We start from the raw sequence: 22,838 nt of genomic DNA on the forward strand, positions 1-22,838 counted from the left end.
CACTACCTAATTTCCCTTGAGCGCCTGGTCTCTGATCCCTCTATCAGGGTTGCCCCAAGCAAGGCAGCCGTCCAGACCTCGCAGGCTCATGCTGGGGACCGTAGCTTTCGAAAAGCTGACGATCGGATGAATATAGGCGTACGCCGGACGGACCGACTTTGCTCGGAGCGGTTTTGCATCTTCGACCTCACTTCTGGCCTGGACCGGTTTCGCGCAAAGTGCCCTCATGGTGCGGCGTTTCGGGAGAACCTTCCGGCCGCCCGTCTCGCAAGACCGTGCTCGAGGAACCGCGAAACAACATCAAAACCGACTCGCGTTGTGGCCTCTCGGCTGCGACGGGGCCGCGCCGGGCCTGCGCTTCCGCCACAAGGCCTTTAAGGGTCTGGTCCACTAGCGCAACAAATCGGGGTGGGCCAGAAGCAAGGATGAGGCCCTCTCCCGGAGCCGGTTTCACGATATAGCGCTCATCCGAGATGTTGAGCGCGTGGAGGGCGGAGGTGAACGCATCGAAGCTGATCGGGTTCAATACGATGAGCCGGCTTTGCGCCTCGTGGGCGGCGGAGATGTAAAGGACGAGCCCGTCGTAATACCACTGAAGATTGTACAGGGCAGTCAAACGATCAAGGAATTCTCGTGGCGGCAGGTCCGGCATTCGTCCGCGAATCCGGCCCTTGACCTCGGCGCTGACATTGACCCTGATATTGAGATTGTTGCCGAACTCCTGCAGCGCCGCAGGAAGATCCTGATCGAGAACAGTGTAGCTATAAGGGGCGGACGGCAGCGAAAGGGATGCAGCAGACGAGCGCATTATCCCGATACAGACAAAAGCGCCGGCACAAAGAATTCTTTTTAGAATATGTACGATCGTGGATCGCGCGAGCATTCCCGGACGCCTTCCGCTCATCATCAAGTTGGAGTTTGGTCCTAGCTCTGAAAGCGAAAAGTGATCTTTAGATGACGTAGTCAGACCGATCTCCGTCAGGTTTTCGTCAGCTCGCCAGCCTATGAACTTGATCGGTTCATCGGTTAACGCCTAGGTCTCACCACACGAGCACAATGACTCATTCCATGTTGTTAGGCGCAGCGCCGATCTCTCCCAGTTCTGCCGACTGTCTTTCCAGTGCCTGCTTGCCCGCAGCTGCTGGCGAGCAGGCGGGCTTTGAGCAGTCCCTAGCGCAAGTATCCGCAAATCAGGGATCTGCTCTCCCGCCTGCGGATCGGCCCGTAGCGGCTTCGCCGATATTGGAGGTCCAGCGCACGAATGTGCTGGCAAGTCCGCCGGGTGACCGAATCCTCCAAACCCTTTCCAGTATGTACCAGGGCCGCGCCGTTCCTCCGGCGGTTGCATCGGCTGCCGTGACTAATGTGCAGCCTGGACCGGCTACGCAGCCGCTTTTGCAGACGGATAACGTCGGTGCACATGTGGATGTTAAACCGGTTGGAGCCGATTTTGAGTCGATGATGACGAATCTGCGAGACGTATACAGGGACGTTATTCAGGTTTCCCTCGTCTCTAAGGGCACCAGCGCTGTCAGCTCGTCGCTAAACAAGCTGCTATCGGCCGGCTGAGTAAGCTGATGACTGGCGATATGAAGAGGCCTAGCTGTGGCGGCCGTCAATCGTGGCGGCGGCTTCGCATGTGTCTCGCGATGCCCCTTCTCCTCTCGCTGATCGGCTGTAAGGCTGATCTCTACACCAAAATTCAGGAGCGCGAGGCTAATGAGATGCTCGCGCTTCTCCTTAGCAAGGGCGTTGATGCTGTCCGTGTTGTCGCCAAGGACGGGACCAGTACAATCCAGGTCGAGGAAAAGCAGCTCGCTTATTCGATTGACCTGCTAAATGTCGAGGGGTTGCCGCGCCAATCCTTCAAGAATCTCGGCGAGGTGTTCAAGGGATCGGGCCTCGTTGCCTCGCCGATCGAGGAGCGGGCACGTTACGTTTATGCTCTAAGCGAAGAATTGTCGCGCACGATCAGCGATATAGATGGCGTCCTTTCAGCACGCGTCCACGTCGTTCTGCCGAAGAACGACTTGTTGCGACAAGATGCGACCCCGTCCTCCGCCTCGGTCTTCATTCGCCATGGCTCCAGCGCGAAGCTCTCGGCACTGTTGCCGCAGATCAAGATGCTCGTCGCAAACAGCATTGAAGGCCTGTCCTATGACAAGGTCGCGGTCGTCTTCGTGCCGGTCGAGCGCGCTCCAATCGAGCAGTCTGCCGCGCCGGTAGTTCCTGCGGCTCAGTCAGCAAGAGCGGGCTCAGCCCCGTTACTTGCGCTTGCTGTGGGAGGCGCCGGAGCGCTATTCGGCATCGTATCTTGCGTATTGCTGGGCCCGCGCATGCGTCAGTTTGGACGATCATCGCGCAACCTGAGCGTGTTTGGTAGGGGCTCGCGTGTGTCTGCTGAGCAGGAGTCGGACAAAAAGTTGATTGCTGATGCGACATAGTCTGGACGCTCATGTCGGCATCAATGTCATCCACAAAACCCAATCGTTCGTTCACGCTCCCAGCCGATCGGCTGCGCGAGCTTGCTGCCTCGGTCGATCCCGGTCGTTTTGCTGGGCTTCTTGACCCGCTGCTTTCGCCTTCCACGTTGGCTCGGCTACAGCAGAGTTCCAGGCTGCAGCCAAGGCTCGCCGAACTGCTGCTGGGCGGCAAGGTCGAGGTGAGCTGCGCCGACTGGAACGAAGATGCTCTCCTGGGGCATGAGCCGCGGCGGGCTGCGCTGCTCGCGGGCAGCATCTGGCATGCACGCTCTATCCTCAAGCTGGTTTCCAGGCACGATCTGCCGATATTGGTGGAGTTGATCGGTGCAGAATCGCATGCTTTCGCAGTCCGGCATTTATCCAGTGCCGTCGCAACGACCCCGATCGTCGATCCAGAGCAATTGTCGCGACAGATCGAATATGACGGGCACGCTTGTCTCGGCGCCTGGCTCGAAGAGACTTCATCGGTTGGTCGTATCCGCGTGCTTCTACGCTTGCCTGTTGGGACGGCCGCCGAGAGTCCGACTGCTGAACACCGCAGCGCAGCAGGCCCGCTGCTTTCCCTCGTCGTGGCGCATTTGCGTGCAGAGGCTGCCGGAGCATGATGGCCGATGATCCCGCATCACCCGCGGCCCCGCAGATTCGGCCACTTGGACCGCTGATCCCAGCTGCGCAGCTTGAGATCTGGCACGATGCCGTACGGGCGCGAGCCGCTGCCGAGCGGCATCTGCAGCGGGTGCGCGGGTGGGCACGCCAGGCTTATGAGCGGGAACGGGCGCGGGGCCGCGCCGAGGGTGCAAAGGCTGGCGCAGAGGAAATGGCGCGGCTGATTGCGCAGGCGACTTGTGAACTAGCCCAGCGCAAGGCAGCTCTGGAGCGGGAATTGCCGCAACTGGTCTTCGAGATCGTTCGCGATCTGCTTGGCGCGTTTGACCCGGGTGAGCTGCTGGTCCACGGCGTTCGTCATGCCATCGAGCAAAGATATAAGAACACGGAGGTTTGCCTCCACGTCTCCCCACTGAAGGCCGACCTGCTAGCCAGTGAGTTCAAGGACTATGACGGACTTGAGGGCCGGCCGAAGGTCAGGATTGAGGCGGATCCGGCCCTGAGTGCGGACCAATGTGTCTTGTGGAGCGAGTTTGGCAATGTCGATCTTGGACTTGCCGCGCAGCTGCGCGCGCTGCGTCTCGGGTTTGGCTTGTCAGAGGAAGCTGAATCGTGACCGGGCAACGAGCGACCCATGATGCCGAGGCCGCAGAAGGAAGTGTAGAGGCCGCACTCTCGTCCTTGAGATCTTCCGCCAGGCACATCGATACACGCGCCGTCCGCGGCCGGATCACGCGGGCGGTGGGCACGCTGCTGCACGCCGTCTTGCCGGAGGCCCGGGTCGGAGAGCTATGCCTATTGCAGGATCCTCGTAGCGGATGGTCGCTCGAGGCGGAGGTGATCGGCCTGTTGCCGGACGGGGTGTTACTCACGCCCATCGGGGACATGGTGGGGCTGTCCAATCGTGCGGAGGTGGTGACGACCGGGCGAATGCAGGAAGTGGCTGTCGGCCCCGGTTTGCTCGGCCGCGTCATCGACAGTTTTGGCCGACCGCTCGACGGCAAGGGCCCGATAAAAGCCGGCGAAGCCAGACCGCTGCGCGGCAGGGCGCCCAATCCGATGAAACGGCGCGGAATTGAACAGCCGTTCCCGCTAGGCGTTCGTGTCCTGGATGGCCTTCTGACATGTGGAGAAGGTCAGCGGATCGGAATCTATGGTGATGCGGGTTGCGGCAAGTCGACGCTGATGTCGCAAATCGTAAGAGGCGCGGCGGCCGACGTCACCATCGTTGCGCTGATCGGTGAGCGCGGTCGAGAGGTGCGTGAATTCATCGAACGTCATCTTGGCGAAGCCCTTCACCGTTCCGTCGTTGTGGTGGAGACCTCCGACCGTTCGGCGATGGAGCGGGCCCAATGCGCCCACATGGCGACAGCACTGGCGGAATATTTTCGTGATCAGGGCCTTCGCGTCGTTTTGATGATGGATTCTTTGACGCGCTTTAGCCGCGCCATGCGTGAAATCGGCCTCGCCGCAGGAGAGCCGCCGACCCGGCGCGGATTTCCGCCCTCTGTTTTTGCGCTGTTGCCGGGCTTGTTGGAGCGCGCCGGCATGGGCGAGCATGGCTCCATTACGGCCTTCTATACGGTGCTTGTCGAGGGTGATGGCACGGGCGATCCAATAGCGGAAGAATCACGCGGCATCCTTGATGGCCACATTATTCTGTCCCGCGCGCTGGCCTCTCGAGAGCATTTTCCGGCTATCGATGTGCTGTCTAGCCGCAGCCGTGTCATGGATGCGATCGTGTCGGTGCCGCATCGCAAGGCGGCATCCTTCTTCCGTGATCTGCTCTCACGCTACGCTGAGGCCGAGTTCTTGATCAAGGTCGGTGAATACAAGCAAGGTTCTGATCCGTTGACCGATCGAGCAATCGCTTCGATCGAGCAGCTGCGGGCCTTTTTGCGCCAGGGGCAGGGTGAGGCGTGCAGCTTTGAGGAGACGGTCGCATGGATATCGCGTCTGACGGCCTAAGTCCCGTTCACGCCTCAAAGCTGCGGCTGGTAAAGGACATGCGGGAACGAAGCGCCCTTCGTGAATTGTCCAACATGGAAGCCAAGCGCCACCTCGCGATTCAAGCTGTCCAACAAGCGTGCGAGCATCTTGCACATGCCGAAGAGCGCCGCGCAAAGGTCGAGGCGGAGCTCTATCGGGAGATGCTAGCGGCCGATGCGATATCTGTATGCGAACTGCAGCGACGCTATCATCTCATCATCGGGCGACTCACAGACGAGATCACAGCGGCGCAGTGCGTTCTTGACAAGGCCCGTGCTGCCCAAGAGCAAGCTGAGGCTGCGGCTCTTGAGGCCCGAGCCGTTTGGACCAAGCGTTCAGCGGCGAGCCAGAAATGGCGTGAGATCGATCACGACGTTCGGCGCATCACGAATGCACATTTCGAGGCTGCCGCCGAAATCGAAGCCGATGATGAAGTCTTGCTCCGCTACCGGCGAGGCCGATCAGGGCAGACGGGATGTGAGCGAACATGATTGCAGATCCTCTCCCGCGCGAGCTAGGGGCCTGCGACGCGGAAGCATCCGCGCCATATCGGCCGGCGGAACGCGCAGCCTTCATACCGACGATGATCCTCTCGCGCGCCGTGGCCTCGTGGCTTAACGAGATCGCAGCGTCGCGTGCGCCTCTGCAAGCGCGCCTCGGCGAGAAGCCGATGTCTGTGCGCGTGAGCCGAACCGTCTGGCAGGTGGAGCCGGCTGTGACGTCGATGCTTGACTGCGTCTTCGACGTAAATGGCGAAAGCTTGATTCTGTCCTTGCCAGCTCCGCTTGCGGAAGCGCTGATTGCGACCGTGCAGGATGGCCTTACCTTACCTTCTGAGCCGACGCGTTCGCTGGTCCTGGAACTTGCGCTGGAACCCTTGCTTGCCCCGCTGGAAAGATTGATGCAGCGCAATCTGCAGCTTGTTCGCACCGAGGAGGCGCCGAATATTAGGCCTTATCTTGAATTTGACGTCGCCTATGGTGAGCTCGCCAGCAAGGCGCGGCTGCTTCTATTCTCGCCACTTGACGGTCCCGTTCCGCCGGCTTTCACCGCGCTCGGCGAGCTGCTCGGCCGATTGCCGCGACAAACGGCCAGGCTGCCCTCCGAACTCCCGGTCGTCGTTGCAGGCCAAGTCGGTTCGCTTCGCGTCGCGATCGGCATTCTTCGCCGAGCAGAGCAAGGCGACGCGCTGCTCCCGGACGTAATTCCACTCGCGCGAGGCCAGATCATTCTCGCAGCAGACCGATTGTGGGCCCCTGCAGAGATCGGCGGCGACAGGCTGGTGCTGCGAGGACCATTCCGCTCGCGATCCCACCCCCTAACAAGTGAAGACATGATGCCCCAAAGCCAGGTGCAACAGCAGCCTCCATCAGAGGCGGATATCGACAGCATCGAGATTACACTCATATTCGAATGTGGCCGCTGGCCGATGCCCTTGGGAACCTTGCGTACCCTCAACGAAGGCCACGTGTTCGAACTTGGCCGGCCTCTGGATGGGCCGGTGGATATCCTTGCCAACGGCCAACGTATCGGCCGGGGCGACATCGTGCGGATTGGGGACGAGCTGGCCGTCAGGCTGCGCGGCAGGTTGACGCTTAATGGCTGAGGTTCAACCCAGCATCCTTGCGCTTCTTGCGATCACCGTCGGCCTTGGCCTGCTGGCCTTTGCAGTCGTGACAACGACCGCCTTTATCAAGGTCTCGGTTGTTCTCTTCCTCGTGCGCAATGCGCTTGGGACTCAATCGATACCGCCGAACATCGTGCTTTACGGAGCGGCACTGATCCTGACCGTGTTCATCAGCGCTCCGGTGTTCGAGCAGACCTATAACCGGCTTACCGATCCGCAACTTCGCTACCAAAGTTTCGATGACTGGGTGACGGCCGCCAAGGAGGGACAGGAGCCGCTCCGAGCTCATCTGAAGAAATTCACTAATGAAGAGCAGCGCCGCTTCTTCCTGTCCTCAACGGAACACGTCTGGTCGGAGGACATGCGCGGCAGCGCCACGGCAGATGATTTTGCGATTCTCGTGCCGTCGTTTTTGATCTCCGAACTCAAGCGTGGATTCGAAATCGGCTTTCTTCTCTATCTTCCCTTCATCACGATCGATCTCATTGTAACGACGATTTTGATGGCAATGGGTATGTCGATGGTATCCCCCACGGTGATATCTGTCCCCTTCAAGCTCTTTTTGTTCGTCACGATCGACGGCTGGTCACGTCTCATGCACGGGCTGGTATTAAGCTACACGACGCCAGGAGGTTGACCATGAACGAAGCCAGCATCCTTACACACCTGAGTCAATCTCTCGTGCTCTTCATGATCTGGGTTCTGCCGCCGCTGCTCGCAGCTCTCATCTCTGGGCTGATCATTGGCCTCATCCAGGCGGCAACTCAGCTCCAGGATCAAACCCTGCCACTGACGGTCAAGCTTCTGGTTGTCGTCGCCGTGCTCGCCGGGTTTTCTCCCGTGCTCAGCGCTCCACTGATCGACCAGGCCGAGCACATCTTCAGTGAGTTTCCAGCACTTACCGCAAGATACTAGCAGAGGTTGGATGGCTGGCCTGTCACCCGCAGAGGCGCAAGCTCTGGTTCAGGGCACGATCGAGCTCGTGGCCGCAGCCGGCCTGAGTGCGGCCCGCGCCCTCGGCATCATGCTGGTGCTTCCCGTCTTCACCCGGCCGCGCATCAGCGGTTTGGTTCGGGGAAGCCTGACGATTGCGATCGGCCTGCCGTGCCTCGCTCACATCAAGCTAGGTCTGCAGGCCCTGGACCCGAACACGCGCCTGGTCAGCGTTACCATGCTTGGCCTGAAGGAGGTGTTTGTCGGTCTTATGCTCGGCATCCTGCTCAGTATTCCACTATGGAGCATACAGGCAGTCGGCGACATCATCGATACACAACGAGGAATTTCAAGCCAAGTTGCGGGGGAGGATCCCGCGACGCATAGCCAAGCGTCCGGAACCGGTCTTTTTCTCGGTGTTACGGCGGTTACGATCTTCGTTCTGGTCGGCGGGCTGCAGACCATGGTGAGCGGCCTTTATGGCAGCTACCTAGTGTGGCCTGTCTATCAGTTTCTGCCTGCCGTCACAGCGCAAGGGGCAATGGAATGTCTGGCCCTTCTCGACCGTATCATGATGACGACCTTGTTAGTCGCCGGGCCGGTGCTGGCCCTGCTGCTGCTGGTCGATGTCTCGGTCATGATGCTCGGCCGTTTTGCATCTCAGCTCAAGCTGAACGATCTCTCCCCAATGATCAAGAATGTTGCATTCGGGGTCATCATGGTCAGCTACGCCGTTTATCTGCTTGAATACGCCGGAGCTGATATCCTGACTTCGAACAACATGCTCGAGGATCTGAAGAAACTGTTGAAATGAGCTCTACGAGTGAGGAGAAAAAGCTTCCTCCGACGCCCAAGAAGCTGCGCGATGCCCGCAAGAAGGGGCAGAGCGCGCGCAGCTCGGATCTGGTGAGCGGCGTCAGCGCCTGTGCCGGTTTCGCCTGCCTGTGGTGGCGAGCGGGTGCGATCGAGGACAAGTGGCAGGAGACGGTCCGTCTAGTCGATAAACTGCAGGAGCAGCCGTTCACAAGCGCGGTGCCACAAGCGCTCAGCGGTTTGCTAGAACTTTCGATTGCCACGGTCGCTCCGTTGCTCGCCGCTGCCGTGACAGCAGCTCTTCTGGCCAATGTCCTGGCCAATGGCGGCTTTATGTTCGCTTCGGAGCCGCTCAAGCCGAAGCTCGAGAAACTGGATCCCATCAAAGGCTTGAAACGCATCGCCTCGAAACGTTCGGCCATCGAGCTGGGCAAGACCCTGGCTAAGGTGGTGTTGCTTGGTGCGACCTTCTTTCTCACCGTGATCGCGAGCTGGAAAGCGCTGGTGTACCTGCCAGTCTGCGGCATGGGCTGTTTTGGCTTCGTCTTCACCGAGGTTAAGCTGCTGATTGCGATTGCCGCTGGAGCTTTTCTGGTCGGCGGATTGGCTGACCTCCTAATCCAGCGCTGGCTGTTTATGCAGGACATGCGCATGACGGAAACGGAGGCCAAGCGGGAGAACAAGGAGCAGCAAGGCAATCCGCAGGTGAAGCGTGAGCACCGACGTCTGCGGCAAGAATCGGCCAATGAGGCTCCGCTCGGAATCAGTCGGGCCACGTTGATATTGCGGGGGTCGACAACGTTGATCGGTCTGCGCTATGTGCGCGGCGAGACCGGCGTGCCGGTCTTGGTTTGCCGTGGCGAAGGCGAAGCTGCTTCACAACTACTTGGTGAGGCGCGCGCGCTGCGCCTCACCATTGTGGATGACGATGTCCTGGCGCGTCAGTTGCTCGGCAAAGCAAAGCTCGGCAACCCTGTTCCCTCGCAATATTTCGAGTCGGTCGCAAAAGCGCTCTATGCGGCGGGGCTGGTGTAGGTCATTCTGTCCTGACGCTGCGATCTGCGGCCAGGCGCTCGATGGACGCTCGGATGTTCCGCAAGGCGACGATGCGCTAGCCCGAAAGCCTCTGGGCCGCGGCCTCGCCGACCGGATCACCGCGTCAGTTGCGGCGCCAAGCGGCGCCACAACCTGTTCGCCCATTTCGAGAGCTTCAGCGCCTACAACTCAGCCGGCCTGTACCGCCGTGGGTAGAGGAGTCCTGCCATTCGGTTGACAAGCCGGTAGTGCTGATCGTCAACTAAGACGGCTGCCATCTGGAGCATGCTCTCTGTCGCCTATCTCGAGGCGCGCTACTACAGGTTCATAGTCACAGCGTTTATACGTCTCAAGATCGGCCCGAGTGCCACATTGCGCCGCACACGTTCGAGAGCCGCAGGACATAATCCTGCGTGCGGGGAGAAAAGCAAGCCTCCAGCTAAACTCGGGGCTAAGGGTATTGCAGCCATTGTCCATCGACGCCGTCTTCCCGCGCAGGGTGCTTACAACGTCGATTGCTTCACCTAACCGAACTCGCTAGCTGACACCGGACAAGCTTCGGCGAACATCGCAGGTTCGCGCCGGCAGTTAGCTCGTCCTATCGAAGCATGGTTTCGCATTCGGTCGGCAAGAACCTCTGGATGATCCCGTATAGATCGCGTTCACTCCCTCCTTTGCTGGCACGTTACCAAATGAGGCAGGTATCGCGTGTTGGCAATTGTGGTACCTTGTAGGGGATGATCGAAATGAGCCTAGGTGTGGAGCGCTGCAGTGGCTTCAGCTGACCCGCCAAGAGTCCTACGATTGCTCTGAACTCAAGATGCCGCGAATTATCTAGCTCGTATTGCCGTAGATACCTCTGTTTGTCGAATAGATCTCTTGTTGGGCGGAGGGAGGCAGAGGCTGCGCGCTCAAGGGGGCACAGATCCGGTTGGGCGGCCGATGCCGGGATGAGTGATGACGTGATCGCCACAAGTCGGGGCGTCGGCCACTTGGTGGTCTGCCACCCTTCGACGTTTTTGTCGAAGGCAACCTGGCGGAGAACCAAAGCGAAGAGCCGCCTACCGCGCGGAATGCGAGCTCAACGACAAGGAAGAGGCCCTTCTGGTGGCCGCCTGCAGTCCTCCGACAGGCCGGGTGCTGGACACCGGAGCTGCTGGCTGGCGCGATCCTCAGGCTGACGTGGTACCAGAGCCTGTCGCCGGAACGTCGTTCTCACTCTCGACCGCGACTGGCCCACACGGGCCGCTTTCGTTTTGGGAATTTTCGGGTCTCGTCAGCTTTCAGTAATCCAGCCTGGATACAGAGCCGTTGTGGTTAACGGGACGTGGCAGGGACAGCGCTATCTATCCAGAACGGTCAGCGCCGAGTCACGCTTTCCGCTAAACTCAACGGCAGCGCGGGGCGGCAGGGATAGTGCCTTTAGCCAACCCCCCAAGTCGGTAGGCGCCAGGCCGCGCCCGCGCTGCTTCCTGTCGCTGACCTTCTGCAGTCAGCTTTAGTGGTTTTAAGCGTTCGGAGGGGGGACATGACGGCTCCAACTCAACATCTTCGACTTATGCGCCCAAGTGCGGCGCAACCAGCCGTTGCCAAGTTTGTCTCTTTATGTGCCCCCGAGCTTTCAGCACGGAGATCAGTGGGCGCCGGAAGAACTCAAGTTGCGAATGGGTTTGCACAAGCTTCTGCCATCCGTGTCTGAGCCAAAGAAAAGTCTCGCTCTCGGGGACGTGAACTACACAGCCAGTATCGGGCCGCCGGACTCGGAACACGAGATTTTTCTCCGCAGAAACTGAACTGGCTTCCGATTGAAGTCAGCCAAGACGGCGAGTCGTGCCCGCGCTGCCTGCGATCCGAAGCTGATGCCCGAGCCACGTGAAGCGACTACCAGTCTTGGGGCTATAGCTTCGTCGCCTTGGCCGAAGGTCTGCAGAACGCGCTGTGGTGGCTCGGCGGGCCAGCGCGTGAGCATCGCACCGGGCCAAGGCTGCTCAGTGACAATGGTTCGAATTGCGTGGCGGACGATCTGGCCGAGTGGCTCGACCTGAGGGCATGCAGCAGGTGCGCGGCGCTCCGTACGTCATCAAGACAAGGAAGAAGATTCGCCGTTCTCTGACTGGCCTCACTTTTGCTTGCTGCTCGTTCGCTGGAGGGCAGATCTGAGGTGGAGATTAGAATGTCTGCATTGTCGACTCTTAACGTACTTGCGCTTCCTTTGGCGACAATGATTGCGCTATTCCCAGCATCCGCAAAAGCGCCGATCTGGAGTTCGAGCGATCAGTATGGTACTTTTTCCCTTGATGGTTATTCCTGGAACAACGACGTATATGGTCAAGGTGTTGGGCCTCAGACGATCTCAGTGTATTCGATCAATCAATGGAGCGTGCGGTCGAATCAACCTGACACTGATGGCATTAAGAGCTATCCCCACGGAGCTTTCAATGTCGGGAAACCGCTGAGCGCGATCAACGACCTCAGGTCAAGCTTTAACCAGAGCGTCCCGACTGGCGGCCGTTGGAACTTCGCCTACGATATCTGGGATAGCTCAAATGCCTATGAGATAATGCTTTGGACCAACTACACCGGAAATCCCGACGGAAGCGGTGATGTTAAGCCCATTTCTTACAAGTATAACTCTTCAGGGACCGCCGCGATTCCAGTCTACACAGGCGTGAATGTGGGGGGAGCCACTTGGAACGTGTTTGAAGGCTGGAACAAACACAAGGTTATTTCGTTTCTGCGCAGCTCCAAAACCAACAGCGAGACTGTGGATATCAAGAGTATCCTGCAATGGATAAAGTCGAAAGGATACTTCGGCGACATAATCGTCGGCAGCGTCCAATACGGCGTTGAGATAACCTCGTCCCCAGGCGGACAAACCTTCGACGTCAATCATTGGGCTGTAATCTCGAAGTGACTACCTTGGGACCTACGAGCGGGGACAGCGGCAAAGGCAGTGCCAGAGCCGTTGTTCGAGCTGAGGTCGGGAGTCGGACTGGTCCATACTACCTGTGAAGTCGTCGAAGGTAAGGGACGATCGAGGGAAGGGACCAGCCCGAGGGGAGCCTGCTTCCGGCCGGGGCTGAATCCTCACATGGCGCTTGATGCTGTGCATACGGTGATCACGAACCAGCACGTGAACTGGGTGCTCGATGCCGACATACCCAGCTTCTTCGACTAGGTCGACCACGAGTGGCTGTTGCGGATGGGGGCGCACAGGATCGCCGATCCTCGCATCTTGCAGCTCATCGGGCTGTGGCTGCGAGGCGCGTTCTTTAGAGCGGCGAGAAGCAAGAGACGGACAGGGGCACGCCGCAAGCGGCGGGCATCAGCCCGCTCCTTGCCAACATCTTCCTGCACTAAATCCCCGATCTCTGGACCCAGAAATGGCGTCATCGCCACGCACGCGGTCTTATCGTGATCGTGCGTTACGCGCACGACTTCTTCATGGGCTTCGAGAACAAGGCAGATGCGCGGGAAATGCTCTCTTTGCCCTCAAGGCGGGGCTGGCCGGCTTCGGCCTGATGCTTCATGAGGTCAAGACGCGGCTGATCGAGTTTGGCCGGTTCGCGGCTCTCTCGCGTCAGCGGCGGCGAGCGGCGGCCAGAGACCTTCGCCTTCCTCGGCTTTACCCATTACTGTGGGCGGAACCGAGATGGCCGGTTCATCGTGAAGCACAAGACGGAAGGGAAACGCCTGACGCGCAAGCTAACGGCGTTGCGCCAGGAGGCCTAGCGCTCATGCACGCGCCACTGGCAACGCAGCACGAGTGGCTCGCCGCCGTTCTGCGCGCACACTATGGCTATTATGGCAGGCCGCACAATTGTCCAGCGCTCGACGGCTTCCACCGCGAAGTGCGTCCGACCTGGATGTTGTCTGAGACCGCGTAGCCAGAAAAGTCGGCGCATGGGCTGGCCGGAGTTCGAGACCCTGACGGCACGCTTCCGCCTGCCAACTCCACGCATCACTCGCACATGGGCGCAGGCGCGGATATGACGCGGGTTACCCTCGGGAAGAGCCGGGTGCGGGAAAGCCGCCTGACCGGATCTGTGAGGGCAAAGCCAAATGGCCGAGCTCCTCGACCACTTGCTCTGCAGAGCGCCGTGCTGCCGAATGCTTACTTGATTGATAGCTTCTTGAGATCATGGTGGCACTGGAAAGGTCGGATTTGCTCATCGCCCGGCATCGTTGAAGCGTCCATCTAAGATATCAGGAAGGAGGAGCTGTCCGAGGTGCCGAGGAGCCCCTCATTCAGCCAAATTGTGGCTGATGGAAGAGAAGAACGCGGCCTCCCGGTAGGCTTTCTGCCGTGTAGAGCTGACCGTGGATAAAAAAAGCGGTCATTGGGACGTCCCGGCTCGGCAGAAGGCCTAGACTCTGCAGAGTGTCGATCACGGCGGGCGAAGCCTCTTGGGAGGCGTGCGTCCTTCCGTCGCCCAAGAACTCTCCCAGTTCAGGCGCTTGCGGGACTGGCTGATGGCCTGATGCAGGTGCGGCAGACGACAGAGGAAGGTTCGGCGCCAGCACCGAGGGAGCGTCCCCGCTCCATTCAAAGGGAGCCGCCGAATCAAGGCCTGGCGCCAGACCGCCGTAGATATCTGAGCGAGTCCTCGGTGCCGCAGGCGTAGCTTCGCCCGGCAAAGCGGGCCGAGGGTGATGAATGAGCTGAACGTCCTTGGGCCCTGCCGGTCCCAATATGGCCGTGTAGCGTTCGCCGCCGATCTCAAAGTTCATGATTGGATGTTCCGCAACAGGCAAGAAGTCCCACTGGCCCAAGGTGGTCAGCATCATGTCGGGGGCCAGCTGGGTGCGATGGGAAAAATTCTTGGGAACGGCGAACGAAACATCGAACGTATCACCGACAGCGGGCGACCGCAGATGGACGAGCTGAACATCATCAAGTCCTCCCGGTCCCAAGACGGCCATATAGCGTTCACCTCGAATATCGTAGGCCTTTACCCGCTGTGCTGCATCCGGCAAGAGGCCCCAGCGGCGAAGCCTGTGCATCATATTCGGCGCGGCCTGAGTCCCATGGGAGAAATCTTCGGGGACGCTCAAAGACGCATCAAAGGGCTCGCCAGCTGCCACGAACGTCTGCTCAAGCGTGGTCTGAGCCCCAGCGCCTTCGTTCATCATCTGCCGAAAGTGGTCTTCAGAGGCGGAATTCGGCTCCCTCGAGCTCGCCTGCCAAGTGGCGGCATCGAAAAGCTCTTCCTGAGCAACACTTTGCATCGGCGAGGGGACGGTTGAACTCATCGTTGGCCAAGGCAGCAGTGCATCGAAGGTTGGCGCCGGCATGAGGTTCTCGCGATCCGCGGCATCGAAAAGCGCGTCCTGAGGGACACTTTGCACCGGCGAGTGGATGGTTGAACTCATTGTTGGCCAAGGCACCAGTGCATCGAAGGTCGGCGCCGGCATGAGGTTCTCGCGATCCGCGGCATCGAAAAGCGCCTCCTGAGGGACACTTTGCACCGCCGAGTGGATGTTTGAACTCATTGTTGGCCAAGGCACCAGTGCATCGAAGGTCGGCGCCGGCATGAGGTTCTCGCGGACCGCGGCATCGAAAAGCGCGTCCTCAGGGACACTTTGCACCGGCGAGTGGATAGTGGAACTCATCCTTGGCCAAGACACCGGTGCATCGGAGGTCGCCCCCGACAAGAGCTTCTCGCGGTCCGCGGCATCGAAAAGGGCTTCCTGAGCGACACTTTGCACCGGCGATTGGGGCATTGAACTGACCGTTGGCCCAAGCATTGTCGCGGGCAAGAGGTGCTCGCCATCCGCGGCATCGAAAAGCACATCCTGGACGACACTTTGTACAGGAGAATGGGCTAACCCCACTCCATGCCAGACCTGCGGAGCATTGAACCCGGGCGGCAATGAGCCGCGCCCCTCCGCAACGTTTCCTGTCGGCTGCTCATCGGCCGGCCGCATGGGCGAGGAAGCGGACGGCTGAGTGACCTTGCGCGAACTGCCTCCTTCCCCGCCCAAATTGTTCTGCCTGATCGCGCGATAGTCGCGAAAGGCGTTCAAGGCGGCGATGAGGGCCCTGTCATTCGGAAACAATTTGTGCGCGTGGCCAAGCAGTTTATCATCATTGAGCTCGGCAATGGACAGGGGGCGGAGCGCTGCCGCCAACTTCCGCAGAGCGCTCGCATAGCCCTCGGCCCGACTCTTGCCGATCCGTCGACCAAAGCGTGCCTCGGCGGCGTCCCTGATGAGATTCTCATCTTTCCTGGAAGGACGATAATGTGTTGAGAGGGGGCCAGCGTTGGCGTCGGGCTCGCGATACCGACTGACCATTGACAATGCTGGGGCGATGATCTTATCGCCTGGCAGCAGCTTCTCAGCGTAGCGGCTCAACGTATCGTCATCCAGCCCAGAAATTGATTTGCCAGACTTCTTCAGTGCGTCCGCCAAGTTGCGAAGCCGACGATCATACATTTCGACGGTGGTTTTACTCGGCGGCTGCCCTCGATCGAGAGCCGCGGCCGACGCCGCTTGGATGAGGCGATCGTCTTCCTCAGTGACATCATATAGCGCTGCGTGAGGATATACGGGGCCCGCTTCTCGCACGCCTGCCAGGTGCTGCTCAAACGCAGCATTCGGCTGCTCCGGCTGTTCGACGGTCGCGTCTGACGCAGTGAACTCTTTATCGGCTGGGTTGATCGTGTTGAATCGGTCCATGGTCAGTCCGCTGGCATCGTTCTCTCGTTACTCCGCTACTCACGTTAGCTTTCCAAAATCTGACGTGGCCAGGCGGAAAGGTAGAATGAAAGGGGAATACGGCCGGCGGGACATTCCATCGATTGGATGGGACGACGATGATGCAAACCAGCTGCCGAGCGGGTTACTGAAATGGAGCTAGAAATGGGCGCTCCCTAGTCATAACGCCGTGGGGTCAAACGACCGGTGGTCGCCACGCCTAAGTCACCCTCTTGGACACGCCCCATAGATCGCAAACTCTCTCTTCCGGCGTCGATCTCGCACAAGCAGGTCCGGTCACGGTTTCACTGTCGAAGCGCTCAGGGTGATGATGGCGACCTTCTTGAGCACGCGCAGGCGACGTGGAATTTCCGGACGAGATCCATTGGTGCGGGTGAACAAGATCCACCATCCGTTCTCGATCTGAGCCATGCGGCACGTTGCGCTTGATCGTCACCACTCCCAAACCATAGCGCGGCTTTGCGCGTCACGATCGACTCGTCTCTCCTTGCTGACCACATGGAGGGCAGCGGTGTTGATTTCCGGACATTCGCCAAAAACTGCTATCGGAGCGGCTGTACATTCGGTGCTGTCGTTCCCGCCGCGTTCGGGGCTCCCGTACCTGGTCCCTCTTCTCCGTTGCTCTTGTTACGCGGGGGGAAGGTACCGTAGTTGGCCAGAGGAATGGCGGCGCGATCGCCATTACTTGTGATGACAGACCGATTATCCAGCAGGTCGAGCGGATCGTTTACCATAACTGCCAGATTGTTCTTGGTCGAGCAACCAAGCGTGGGTTCGAACGAATTGTCGTTCACGGCTGGTCCGACGATCAAAAGCGACGGACAGATCGGAGGATGGGCATCAAAGGTGATCGCCTCGATCCTCACGCCGGAACGGAGCGGCAAATCGACGGGGGAAGCGGACAGGCGGATGTTATAAGGAGCAACGCCCATGGCGCGGGCCTCGTGCGCCACTTGGGCAATGAGCCTGGGTGAGCCGGTGACATCCACGTGGAGTGCATCCCGCCGGCCGCCGCTGACGTTCGCGATAAAGCTCCGCAGCTGACGCTTTTCGGAGCCACGTAGGCTCTGCAGGAACAAGATACGTTTCTTCTGCTCTACTTGTATTGCTTGTTCAGCCGGCCCGAGATGGACCGAGGCACTATTTGCGCAGCCGCCCAATGTTGTCCCAATAACGATCAAGTGACACAAATGTCGTAAGGTCATTGACGATCCTCATTCGATGATAAAGCCGGCGCTGCCGGTCAATCCTGGTGCGCTGGTGCGAGGCGCATCGCGGTCCCGCGGCGGCCGGGCCACCGTGTTGGTCAAAATGCGCCCCGCGTCTGACGGAGGTGAGATGCGGTCCGTCGGCGCACTCATCTTGTTTGGGTTCGATGCCGGCCGCACGATGTAGGGCGTGACAATAATGACCAGCTCGGTTTCACGTTTTTGAAAATCTGAGGAGCGAAACAGCGCCCCTAGGATCGGCACATCGCCGAGCCAGGGAAACTCGCGGATGTCAGTGTTGAAGTTGCGCCTGATGAGGCCGCCGATTGCAAAGCTCTGACCGCTGGCGAGCTCGACAACGGTGCTCGCGCGTCGCGTCGAGAGTGCAGGGACCGCCATGCCATTGATTCTGACTTCGCCTTCGCTCGACAATTCGCTGACTTCGGGTTTCACACGTATATTGATCTGATTGTTGTTAAGCACAGTCGGGACGAATTCCAGGCTCACGCCGAACTGCCGGAATTGGACGGAAACCTGTCGATTGTCCTGCATGACTGGAATCGGGAATTCTCCGCCGGCGAGAAAGCTTGCGGCTTCGCCGGACATTGCCGTCAGATTCGGCTCAGCCAGGATTGAGGCGAGGTGCTCGCTCGCGAGGGCGTCGAGAACAGCGCTGAGGTTGGTATTGCCGGCGCTAACCCCGATACCGATTGTGCCGCCGCCGCCGGCCGCGCCGGACCCCCCCTCTTTGCCGCTAATGAGGAAAGCGCCGCTTGGGCCGGAGGCAGTGAAGTGGATATTGAGATCCTTGACTGCGCTGCGGGAGACTTCTGCCACCCGTACGCTGAGATTCACCTGCAACGAGCCAGCGACCTGTATCTTGTTGGCAACCAGCGCGCCCGCCCCAAGAAACTGCTCAGTGACCTTCCTGGCGTTCTCGACAACATCGGCATTGGGCGCGGTCCCGCTAAGAATCGCGCCGCGGGGGGTATAGCTGACTTGTATCGGATAGTCGCCGACCTCGGCCTTCAGCGCGGCCCGCAGATCCTCGATCGGTTGAGTAACGACAATACGCAGCTCAGCCAGCGCCTCTCCCTTGTCGTTCAGGGCGAACAGGCTCGTCCGTCCCGACTTTTTGCCAAAGACGAAGATCGTGGTGTTCGACGGCGCCTGATAGTCCGCAATCGCCGGGTCCGCGACAAAAATGCTCGCAGCCGGTCCCGTCAGATGAACTGTCTTGCCCTGCGAGGATGTAAGGCTAAGCGTGCCAGTGCTGCTGCCAGATCCCGCGCGTGGCTGTTCTGCTTTGCCATCTCGCTTTGTCTGAGCTGTGGCAGCAAACGGAAATAACAGAGCGACTGCGCACAGGGCGTAGCAGAGACGGTGAAAAGTGGCATGGTGCGAGCGGCCTGCCACCATGGACGGCTCATCAGCGCAGGCGGCATTGTCAACGATGTTCAAGGGAGTATCGCTTTCAGGTTCGATTGGCTAGGCAGCCGAGGCTGCGCCAATGAGTTCAAGGGTGTAACCGACACCGCGCGCGGTCTTGATCCTGAGCGTTGCACCCGCCTGGCTCAAATGCGTGCGCAAGCGATAGATCCCGACTTCCAGCGCATTGGTCGAGACTTCGTCGTCAAATGCATACAAGCTATCTTCAAGCGATGCGCGCGGTACGGTACGGCCCGCTCGGTTGAGCAGATGTTCAAGAATGCACACTTCCCGGCGCGCAATTCTGAGGATACGACCACCGACCGATACCTGTCGCGCGATCGGATCGAAATGCAGATTCCCGAATGTCACCACCGGCGCCGTCATTTGCGTTGACCGTCGTAAAATCGCTCGCATACGAGCAATGAGTTCGTCGGTAGACACGGGCTTAGGCAGAAAATCATCCGCGCCCGCATTGAAAATCGCAATCCGCCGGCCGAGATCATTGAGACTGCTCATCATCATGGTGGGCATTGACCGTCCCTCGCGCCGCAACTGCTTCAGCCAGTCCAATCCGTCGCCATCGGGCAAAGCCGATTCGAGCAGGACCATGTGGTAGTTCGCGCAATCGAGCGCGGCCGCCGCCTCATCCAGCGTGCGTGTTACGTCGACGGCGAAGCCGCAACTTAGCAGCACTTCCTTCACGTGGCGGGCAAAGTCCGCATGATGATCAACCAGAAGAATTCGCATTTCATTGCCTCTCGTCCATCCACGAAGACCTGAGCGCGTCACGGTTGAGCGTGGGGCTCGATGGGACTGAGAGGAGGCTGGACTGGTGTGAGTTTGAACAGCCGAAACGAGAGGGTGGAGCGGACCGCTGTGGCCTGCTTACGGCGTCGGCGCCGCTCAAGATGCCCCTCATGCCAGATCTGATTTTGTTTAAGAGACTGGCAACCGCGGCAGCCCGCTGAAGCGTCCGTGGGCCGATCGCGGCCGTTCTTGCACGCACTGACCCGGCCCCCGCAGTACGAATCGCGCCGAGCCGCGTAAGCGAAACCAAAGCGCGGGAGACGATCGGATTTGTGGCTGAACAGATGAGCGAAACCGACATGGAAACTCCCCAATTCGTCTTGGTCTGCGGCCAGTCTTGCTGGGCTGTCGAGCCTGTCGTGTCGTGAAGTCACGACAGTGCAAGTCTTTCCGGTATTCATGGACACCTCACGCGAGGCAGCTGGCTGCTGGCTTCACAGGCCGAGATGCACGCCGAAACGATCAATGCCCCTCGCGGTCGGAAGAGCACCCTCTCGCTCGCAATTGTTCGGACGCAAGGTGTCAACCGTGCTGAAGGTCTGACGCGCCCGAGGTTCCCGCATACCTCGCAGCCCAGCGAAAGCTGCGAGCCATTGCAGAAACGAGCTCCACAGTTTTGCCATCGCGCATAGATCCCGGTGCCTACACCAGAACCATTTCGCCTCACGGAGTGCAGGGCGCCAGAACGATCGGATCTCGATTTCGGAGTTGGAGTGTGCCCCGCAAGGCCGAGATAGCGGCTGCCAGCGTTCTTCTCGCACGGCGCATCTTGATTCGCTTGGGATAGCATCGGCGCTGCATCCTTCGATCTCCACATGGGCGATGTGGGACGCTCGTCCTGGAGAGGAGCTATCCAGCAGCATGATTTGGCGGCGCAGCGGAGTATTGTTCTTTTGAGACGTTCGCAATTCTTGCTACCTGTCAGGAAGAGTTCACGCGAGCGGGGTCGGTGTCGCGGTTGTCAGAAATCCTACAATCTGACGCTAGGTGAGGTTCAAGTGCTTTTGACCGCTGGTCCGTGGCAGTGCTCTTGAACTCGCAAGGACTCTTTGGCCATGACGACACGTCCTAACCAAACTATCGAGTTGCGCGTCGCGCGCGTCCATCTCCTCAATGTCATGAGCATATCGTCGGTCCAAATCAAAGCTTAGCTTGAGTCAAAGGCGATGACAGTGTGTGAAGGCGGTCGTCTTTGCTGGCCCTTTAGGTGTGACGTCGCGGTCGTGCGGTCGACTTCGTGCGTGCGATTTCAGCAGGGGGACAGTGGCGCCCCGTAATGCGATCTGAGGCGCAGGAGCTAACCTCTGCGATGCAGCCGCCGGAGCTCGCGAGCTGATTTAACAGGCAAGGGACTGGAAGGGTTGCGAAACGACATTCTTGAATGCTGCCTCCATGCATCACGAGCGACTATGGAGCTTTTAGGCAAGATCGGCAAAATCGATTGTTTTGATGGAACGCATCCAGGTGGCGAATAGACCATTATGCTGCGGCACGGCTTGCCGCGTGAGTGAGACTTTATTGACTTGATCTTTGATACGATCCTGTTCGATCTCTTGCGATTGATCGCACCATCAATGGCCGGTCGAGCTGCGGAAACGATCGATGCGCGGCCTTAGCGGCTCGCGTCATCTGAACGTTCTTCCGAATGGTGTCGGCGGCGGCTGGATCGATGCGAGGAGGCCGCAGCACTCGAATGAGGCCGGGGAAGAACAAACAATGGCGCGTGTGTGTCCTTCGCCACAATGTCGGGTACCTCTTGCGATGTGGGCGCCCCTTCTTCCCTCGCACGGGTCAAGGGATAGGTATCAGAGCCTGTGGCCAAGCCATTATCGTTGTTCGTGAAGCGGGCTCGCGGGGATGACCCTTCCTTCGGGTGGTCATCTAATCAGCATTAAGGGACCTACGAGCATGGCGCAGTCGCCAGTTGGACTAATCGTTACTCTCCAGTCTTCCGCTTGAAGGGATTGTCTTCGCAGGCGACACGATAGGTTTCCAAATTGCCGCCCAGGAACAAGCGCTCTGTCTCACTAGTTGGCGTTCTGCCAAGCGAGCACATCAAATCCACATCCCCATCGATGTTGTCGCTATCCTCCACATTCATTGCAAGGCCAATACTGCTCAGTACGTCGTCGGGCGTCCACACCGCAGACTTCGGCACGACGTAGGTATGCAGCATGTTGGCATTGTTTGCGATCGCTCTCGACCAGTGGTCGCGGGAAACGCTGAGTTTCGAAGGGTCTTCGACCAACGACACGAATGGAGAAGCGGTCTTACCGCGCATATGCCATCCAGCCTGCCGTGCCAGGTCCAGGGGATATCGCTCCAGAGGGTCCCCAATGGACGAATGATCCCGCGCCGTGTTACGGACGTGTGATATTGCAGATGTCGTGGCTTCCGTGCGCGGTTTGCAATCGCTGTCCTGGTTCTGGAAACGATGCAGCTTGAGATATGTCGATGCCGCTATATTGTCGTAAATGCGATCCCGGTCGACACCGTTGTCCGCCGCTGGCGTCCATCGCGCTGATTGCTTTTCGGCGAGGGCGATCTCGTTCTTGAGCTCTTGGAGCGTGGCGCCCATTAGCGTTGCCGCAAGCTGGGCGCGCGCGCCGACAAATGATGGGGCTGGATAGCGACTGGTTTCCGAGGCCGCCGCGCCTGGCCCAGACGAGGAGCTGGCGGTGGCGAAAGGTGCCGCTAAGGGGAGTGAAGCCGAGGTTGGGTAGACCGAATCTACATCGTCTAGAGTCAAGTCATGCAGCTGCTGCTCGAAGCTTGCTGGGTTGTTTGAACTGTGCGCCGGCGCGCTGATCTGGGCGTTAAGCTCATCCTGAGGCACGTGGACCCGGCGCGGCTCCTGTGGCGGGTTGTGAACCTCAAAGGGAGTGTCTGCGGCATTTCCTGGATCAACATTCATCTCCGTCTCCCTTCGAAGTGCAGGCGGTCGGCGTCGATCGTTGCAGGTGCAGCTTTCGAGAAGCTGACGGATCAGGAAGGAGGTCATTTAGCTCTGGAAGGAATCGAATAGATTCAGGCAACGTGGCGAACGGTCAGCTGGACGGAAGCCGCGCGAAGCGACGGATCATAATACGGTGCTGCCTTGTGCCTTCCGGCATTGGTGTTCGATCAGGCCGAGATCGGGTCCGCTGGGTGAGCTTTTTCGGACCGCCGCGTCGGGTTCGCTCCACC

Annotated in this window: 20 protein-coding genes; 13 read left to right on the forward strand and 7 right to left on the reverse strand. The window is 59.4% G+C overall.

Annotated features, from left to right (window positions below; genetic code table 11):
- Positions 1 to 187: 187 nt before the first annotated feature.
- Positions 188 to 883, reverse strand: a complete 696-nt coding sequence (locus ABIA40_RS00775; RefSeq protein ID WP_404538180.1) for a nodulation protein NolW — start codon at positions 881 to 883, stop codon at positions 188 to 190.
- A gap of 185 nt (positions 884 to 1,068) precedes the next feature.
- Between ABIA40_RS00775 and ABIA40_RS00780 the strand changes: the two genes are divergently transcribed.
- The 13 genes from ABIA40_RS00780 (at position 1,069) to ABIA40_RS00840 (ending at position 13,373) form a co-directional block, all read left to right on the forward strand.
- Complete coding sequence (locus ABIA40_RS00780) at positions 1,069 to 1,569, forward strand: nodulation protein NolB (RefSeq protein ID WP_404546120.1); 501 nt, start codon at positions 1,069 to 1,071, stop codon at positions 1,567 to 1,569.
- An 8-nt stretch (positions 1,570 to 1,577) separates the two neighbouring features.
- On the forward strand, positions 1,578 to 2,444 hold the full coding sequence (gene sctJ, locus ABIA40_RS00785; RefSeq protein ID WP_404538183.1) for a type III secretion system inner membrane ring lipoprotein SctJ: 867 nt from the start codon (positions 1,578 to 1,580) through the stop codon (positions 2,442 to 2,444).
- Positions 2,445 to 2,467: 23 nt separating this feature from the next.
- The gene (locus tag ABIA40_RS00790) at positions 2,468 to 3,088 is read left to right on the forward strand and encodes a nodulation protein NolU (RefSeq protein ID WP_404538185.1); all 621 of its coding nucleotides are present in this window, start codon (positions 2,468 to 2,470) and stop codon (positions 3,086 to 3,088) included.
- Complete coding sequence (gene sctL / locus ABIA40_RS00795) at positions 3,085 to 3,705, forward strand: type III secretion system stator protein SctL (protein WP_036014835.1); 621 nt, start codon at positions 3,085 to 3,087, stop codon at positions 3,703 to 3,705. The genes ABIA40_RS00790 and sctL overlap by 4 nt, the downstream gene beginning before the upstream one ends.
- Positions 3,702 to 5,057, forward strand: coding sequence for a type III secretion system ATPase SctN (gene sctN / locus ABIA40_RS00800; protein WP_036014832.1), 1,356 nt, complete (start codon positions 3,702 to 3,704; stop codon positions 5,055 to 5,057). The genes sctL and sctN overlap by 4 nt, the downstream gene beginning before the upstream one ends.
- Positions 5,033 to 5,569: a hypothetical protein gene (locus ABIA40_RS00805; protein WP_404538190.1), complete on the forward strand. Its 537-nt coding sequence runs from the start codon at positions 5,033 to 5,035 to the stop codon at positions 5,567 to 5,569. The genes sctN and ABIA40_RS00805 overlap by 25 nt, the downstream gene beginning before the upstream one ends.
- On the forward strand, positions 5,566 to 6,684 hold the full coding sequence (gene sctQ / locus ABIA40_RS00810; protein ID WP_404538192.1) for a type III secretion system cytoplasmic ring protein SctQ: 1,119 nt from the start codon (positions 5,566 to 5,568) through the stop codon (positions 6,682 to 6,684). Before ABIA40_RS00805 ends, sctQ begins: the two co-directional genes overlap by 4 nt.
- Positions 6,677 to 7,342 carry a type III secretion system export apparatus subunit SctR gene (gene sctR, locus ABIA40_RS00815; RefSeq protein WP_404538194.1) on the forward strand — a complete coding sequence of 222 codons (666 nt, stop codon included), beginning with the start codon at positions 6,677 to 6,679 and terminating at the stop codon, positions 7,340 to 7,342. The genes sctQ and sctR overlap by 8 nt, the downstream gene beginning before the upstream one ends.
- A gap of 2 nt (positions 7,343 to 7,344) precedes the next feature.
- On the forward strand, positions 7,345 to 7,620 hold the full coding sequence (locus ABIA40_RS00820; RefSeq protein ID WP_036014823.1) for an EscS/YscS/HrcS family type III secretion system export apparatus protein: 276 nt from the start codon (positions 7,345 to 7,347) through the stop codon (positions 7,618 to 7,620).
- A gap of 10 nt (positions 7,621 to 7,630) precedes the next feature.
- Entirely contained in the window at positions 7,631 to 8,452 is an 822-nt protein-coding gene (sctT, locus tag ABIA40_RS00825; RefSeq protein WP_404538197.1) for a type III secretion system export apparatus subunit SctT, read from the forward strand.
- Positions 8,449 to 9,486, forward strand: coding sequence for an EscU/YscU/HrcU family type III secretion system export apparatus switch protein (locus ABIA40_RS00830; RefSeq protein WP_370156270.1), 1,038 nt, complete (start codon positions 8,449 to 8,451; stop codon positions 9,484 to 9,486). Before sctT ends, ABIA40_RS00830 begins: the two co-directional genes overlap by 4 nt.
- 2,173 nt (positions 9,487 to 11,659) lie before the next feature.
- A complete protein-coding gene (locus tag ABIA40_RS00835) occupies positions 11,660 to 12,400 on the forward strand; it encodes a glycosyl hydrolase (protein ID WP_404538199.1) in 741 nt (246 codons plus the stop codon).
- Between the two features lie 823 nt (positions 12,401 to 13,223).
- Positions 13,224 to 13,373: a hypothetical protein gene (locus ABIA40_RS00840; RefSeq protein WP_246708926.1), complete on the forward strand. Its 150-nt coding sequence runs from the start codon at positions 13,224 to 13,226 to the stop codon at positions 13,371 to 13,373.
- Between the two features lie 361 nt (positions 13,374 to 13,734).
- Here the strand turns inward: ABIA40_RS00840 and ABIA40_RS00845 are convergent, their stop codons facing one another.
- The 6 genes from ABIA40_RS00845 to ABIA40_RS00870 all read right to left on the reverse strand — a co-directional run bounded on the left by ABIA40_RS00845 (position 13,735) and on the right by ABIA40_RS00870 (position 22,566).
- Positions 13,735 to 16,167, reverse strand: coding sequence for a hypothetical protein (locus ABIA40_RS00845; protein ID WP_404538202.1), 2,433 nt, complete (start codon positions 16,165 to 16,167; stop codon positions 13,735 to 13,737).
- A gap of 315 nt (positions 16,168 to 16,482) precedes the next feature.
- Positions 16,483 to 16,617 carry a hypothetical protein gene (locus tag ABIA40_RS00850; protein ID WP_404538205.1) on the reverse strand — a complete coding sequence of 45 codons (135 nt, stop codon included), beginning with the start codon at positions 16,615 to 16,617 and terminating at the stop codon, positions 16,483 to 16,485.
- A gap of 131 nt (positions 16,618 to 16,748) precedes the next feature.
- Entirely contained in the window at positions 16,749 to 17,411 is a 663-nt protein-coding gene (locus ABIA40_RS00855) for a CpaD family pilus assembly lipoprotein (protein ID WP_404538207.1), read from the reverse strand.
- Between the two features lie 9 nt (positions 17,412 to 17,420).
- Entirely contained in the window at positions 17,421 to 18,833 is a 1,413-nt protein-coding gene (locus ABIA40_RS00860; RefSeq protein ID WP_404546122.1) for a type II and III secretion system protein family protein, read from the reverse strand.
- Positions 18,834 to 18,902: 69 nt separating this feature from the next.
- A complete protein-coding gene (locus ABIA40_RS00865; protein WP_172787695.1) occupies positions 18,903 to 19,592 on the reverse strand; it encodes a response regulator transcription factor in 690 nt (229 codons plus the stop codon).
- Between the two features lie 1,996 nt (positions 19,593 to 21,588).
- A complete protein-coding gene (locus ABIA40_RS00870; RefSeq protein ID WP_404538210.1) occupies positions 21,589 to 22,566 on the reverse strand; it encodes a hypothetical protein in 978 nt (325 codons plus the stop codon).
- Between the last annotated feature and the right edge of the window lie 272 nt (positions 22,567 to 22,838).

The organism is Bradyrhizobium sp. USDA 223, assembly GCF_044909005.1.
In the GTDB taxonomy this organism is placed as follows: domain Bacteria; phylum Pseudomonadota; class Alphaproteobacteria; order Rhizobiales; family Xanthobacteraceae; genus Bradyrhizobium; species Bradyrhizobium yuanmingense.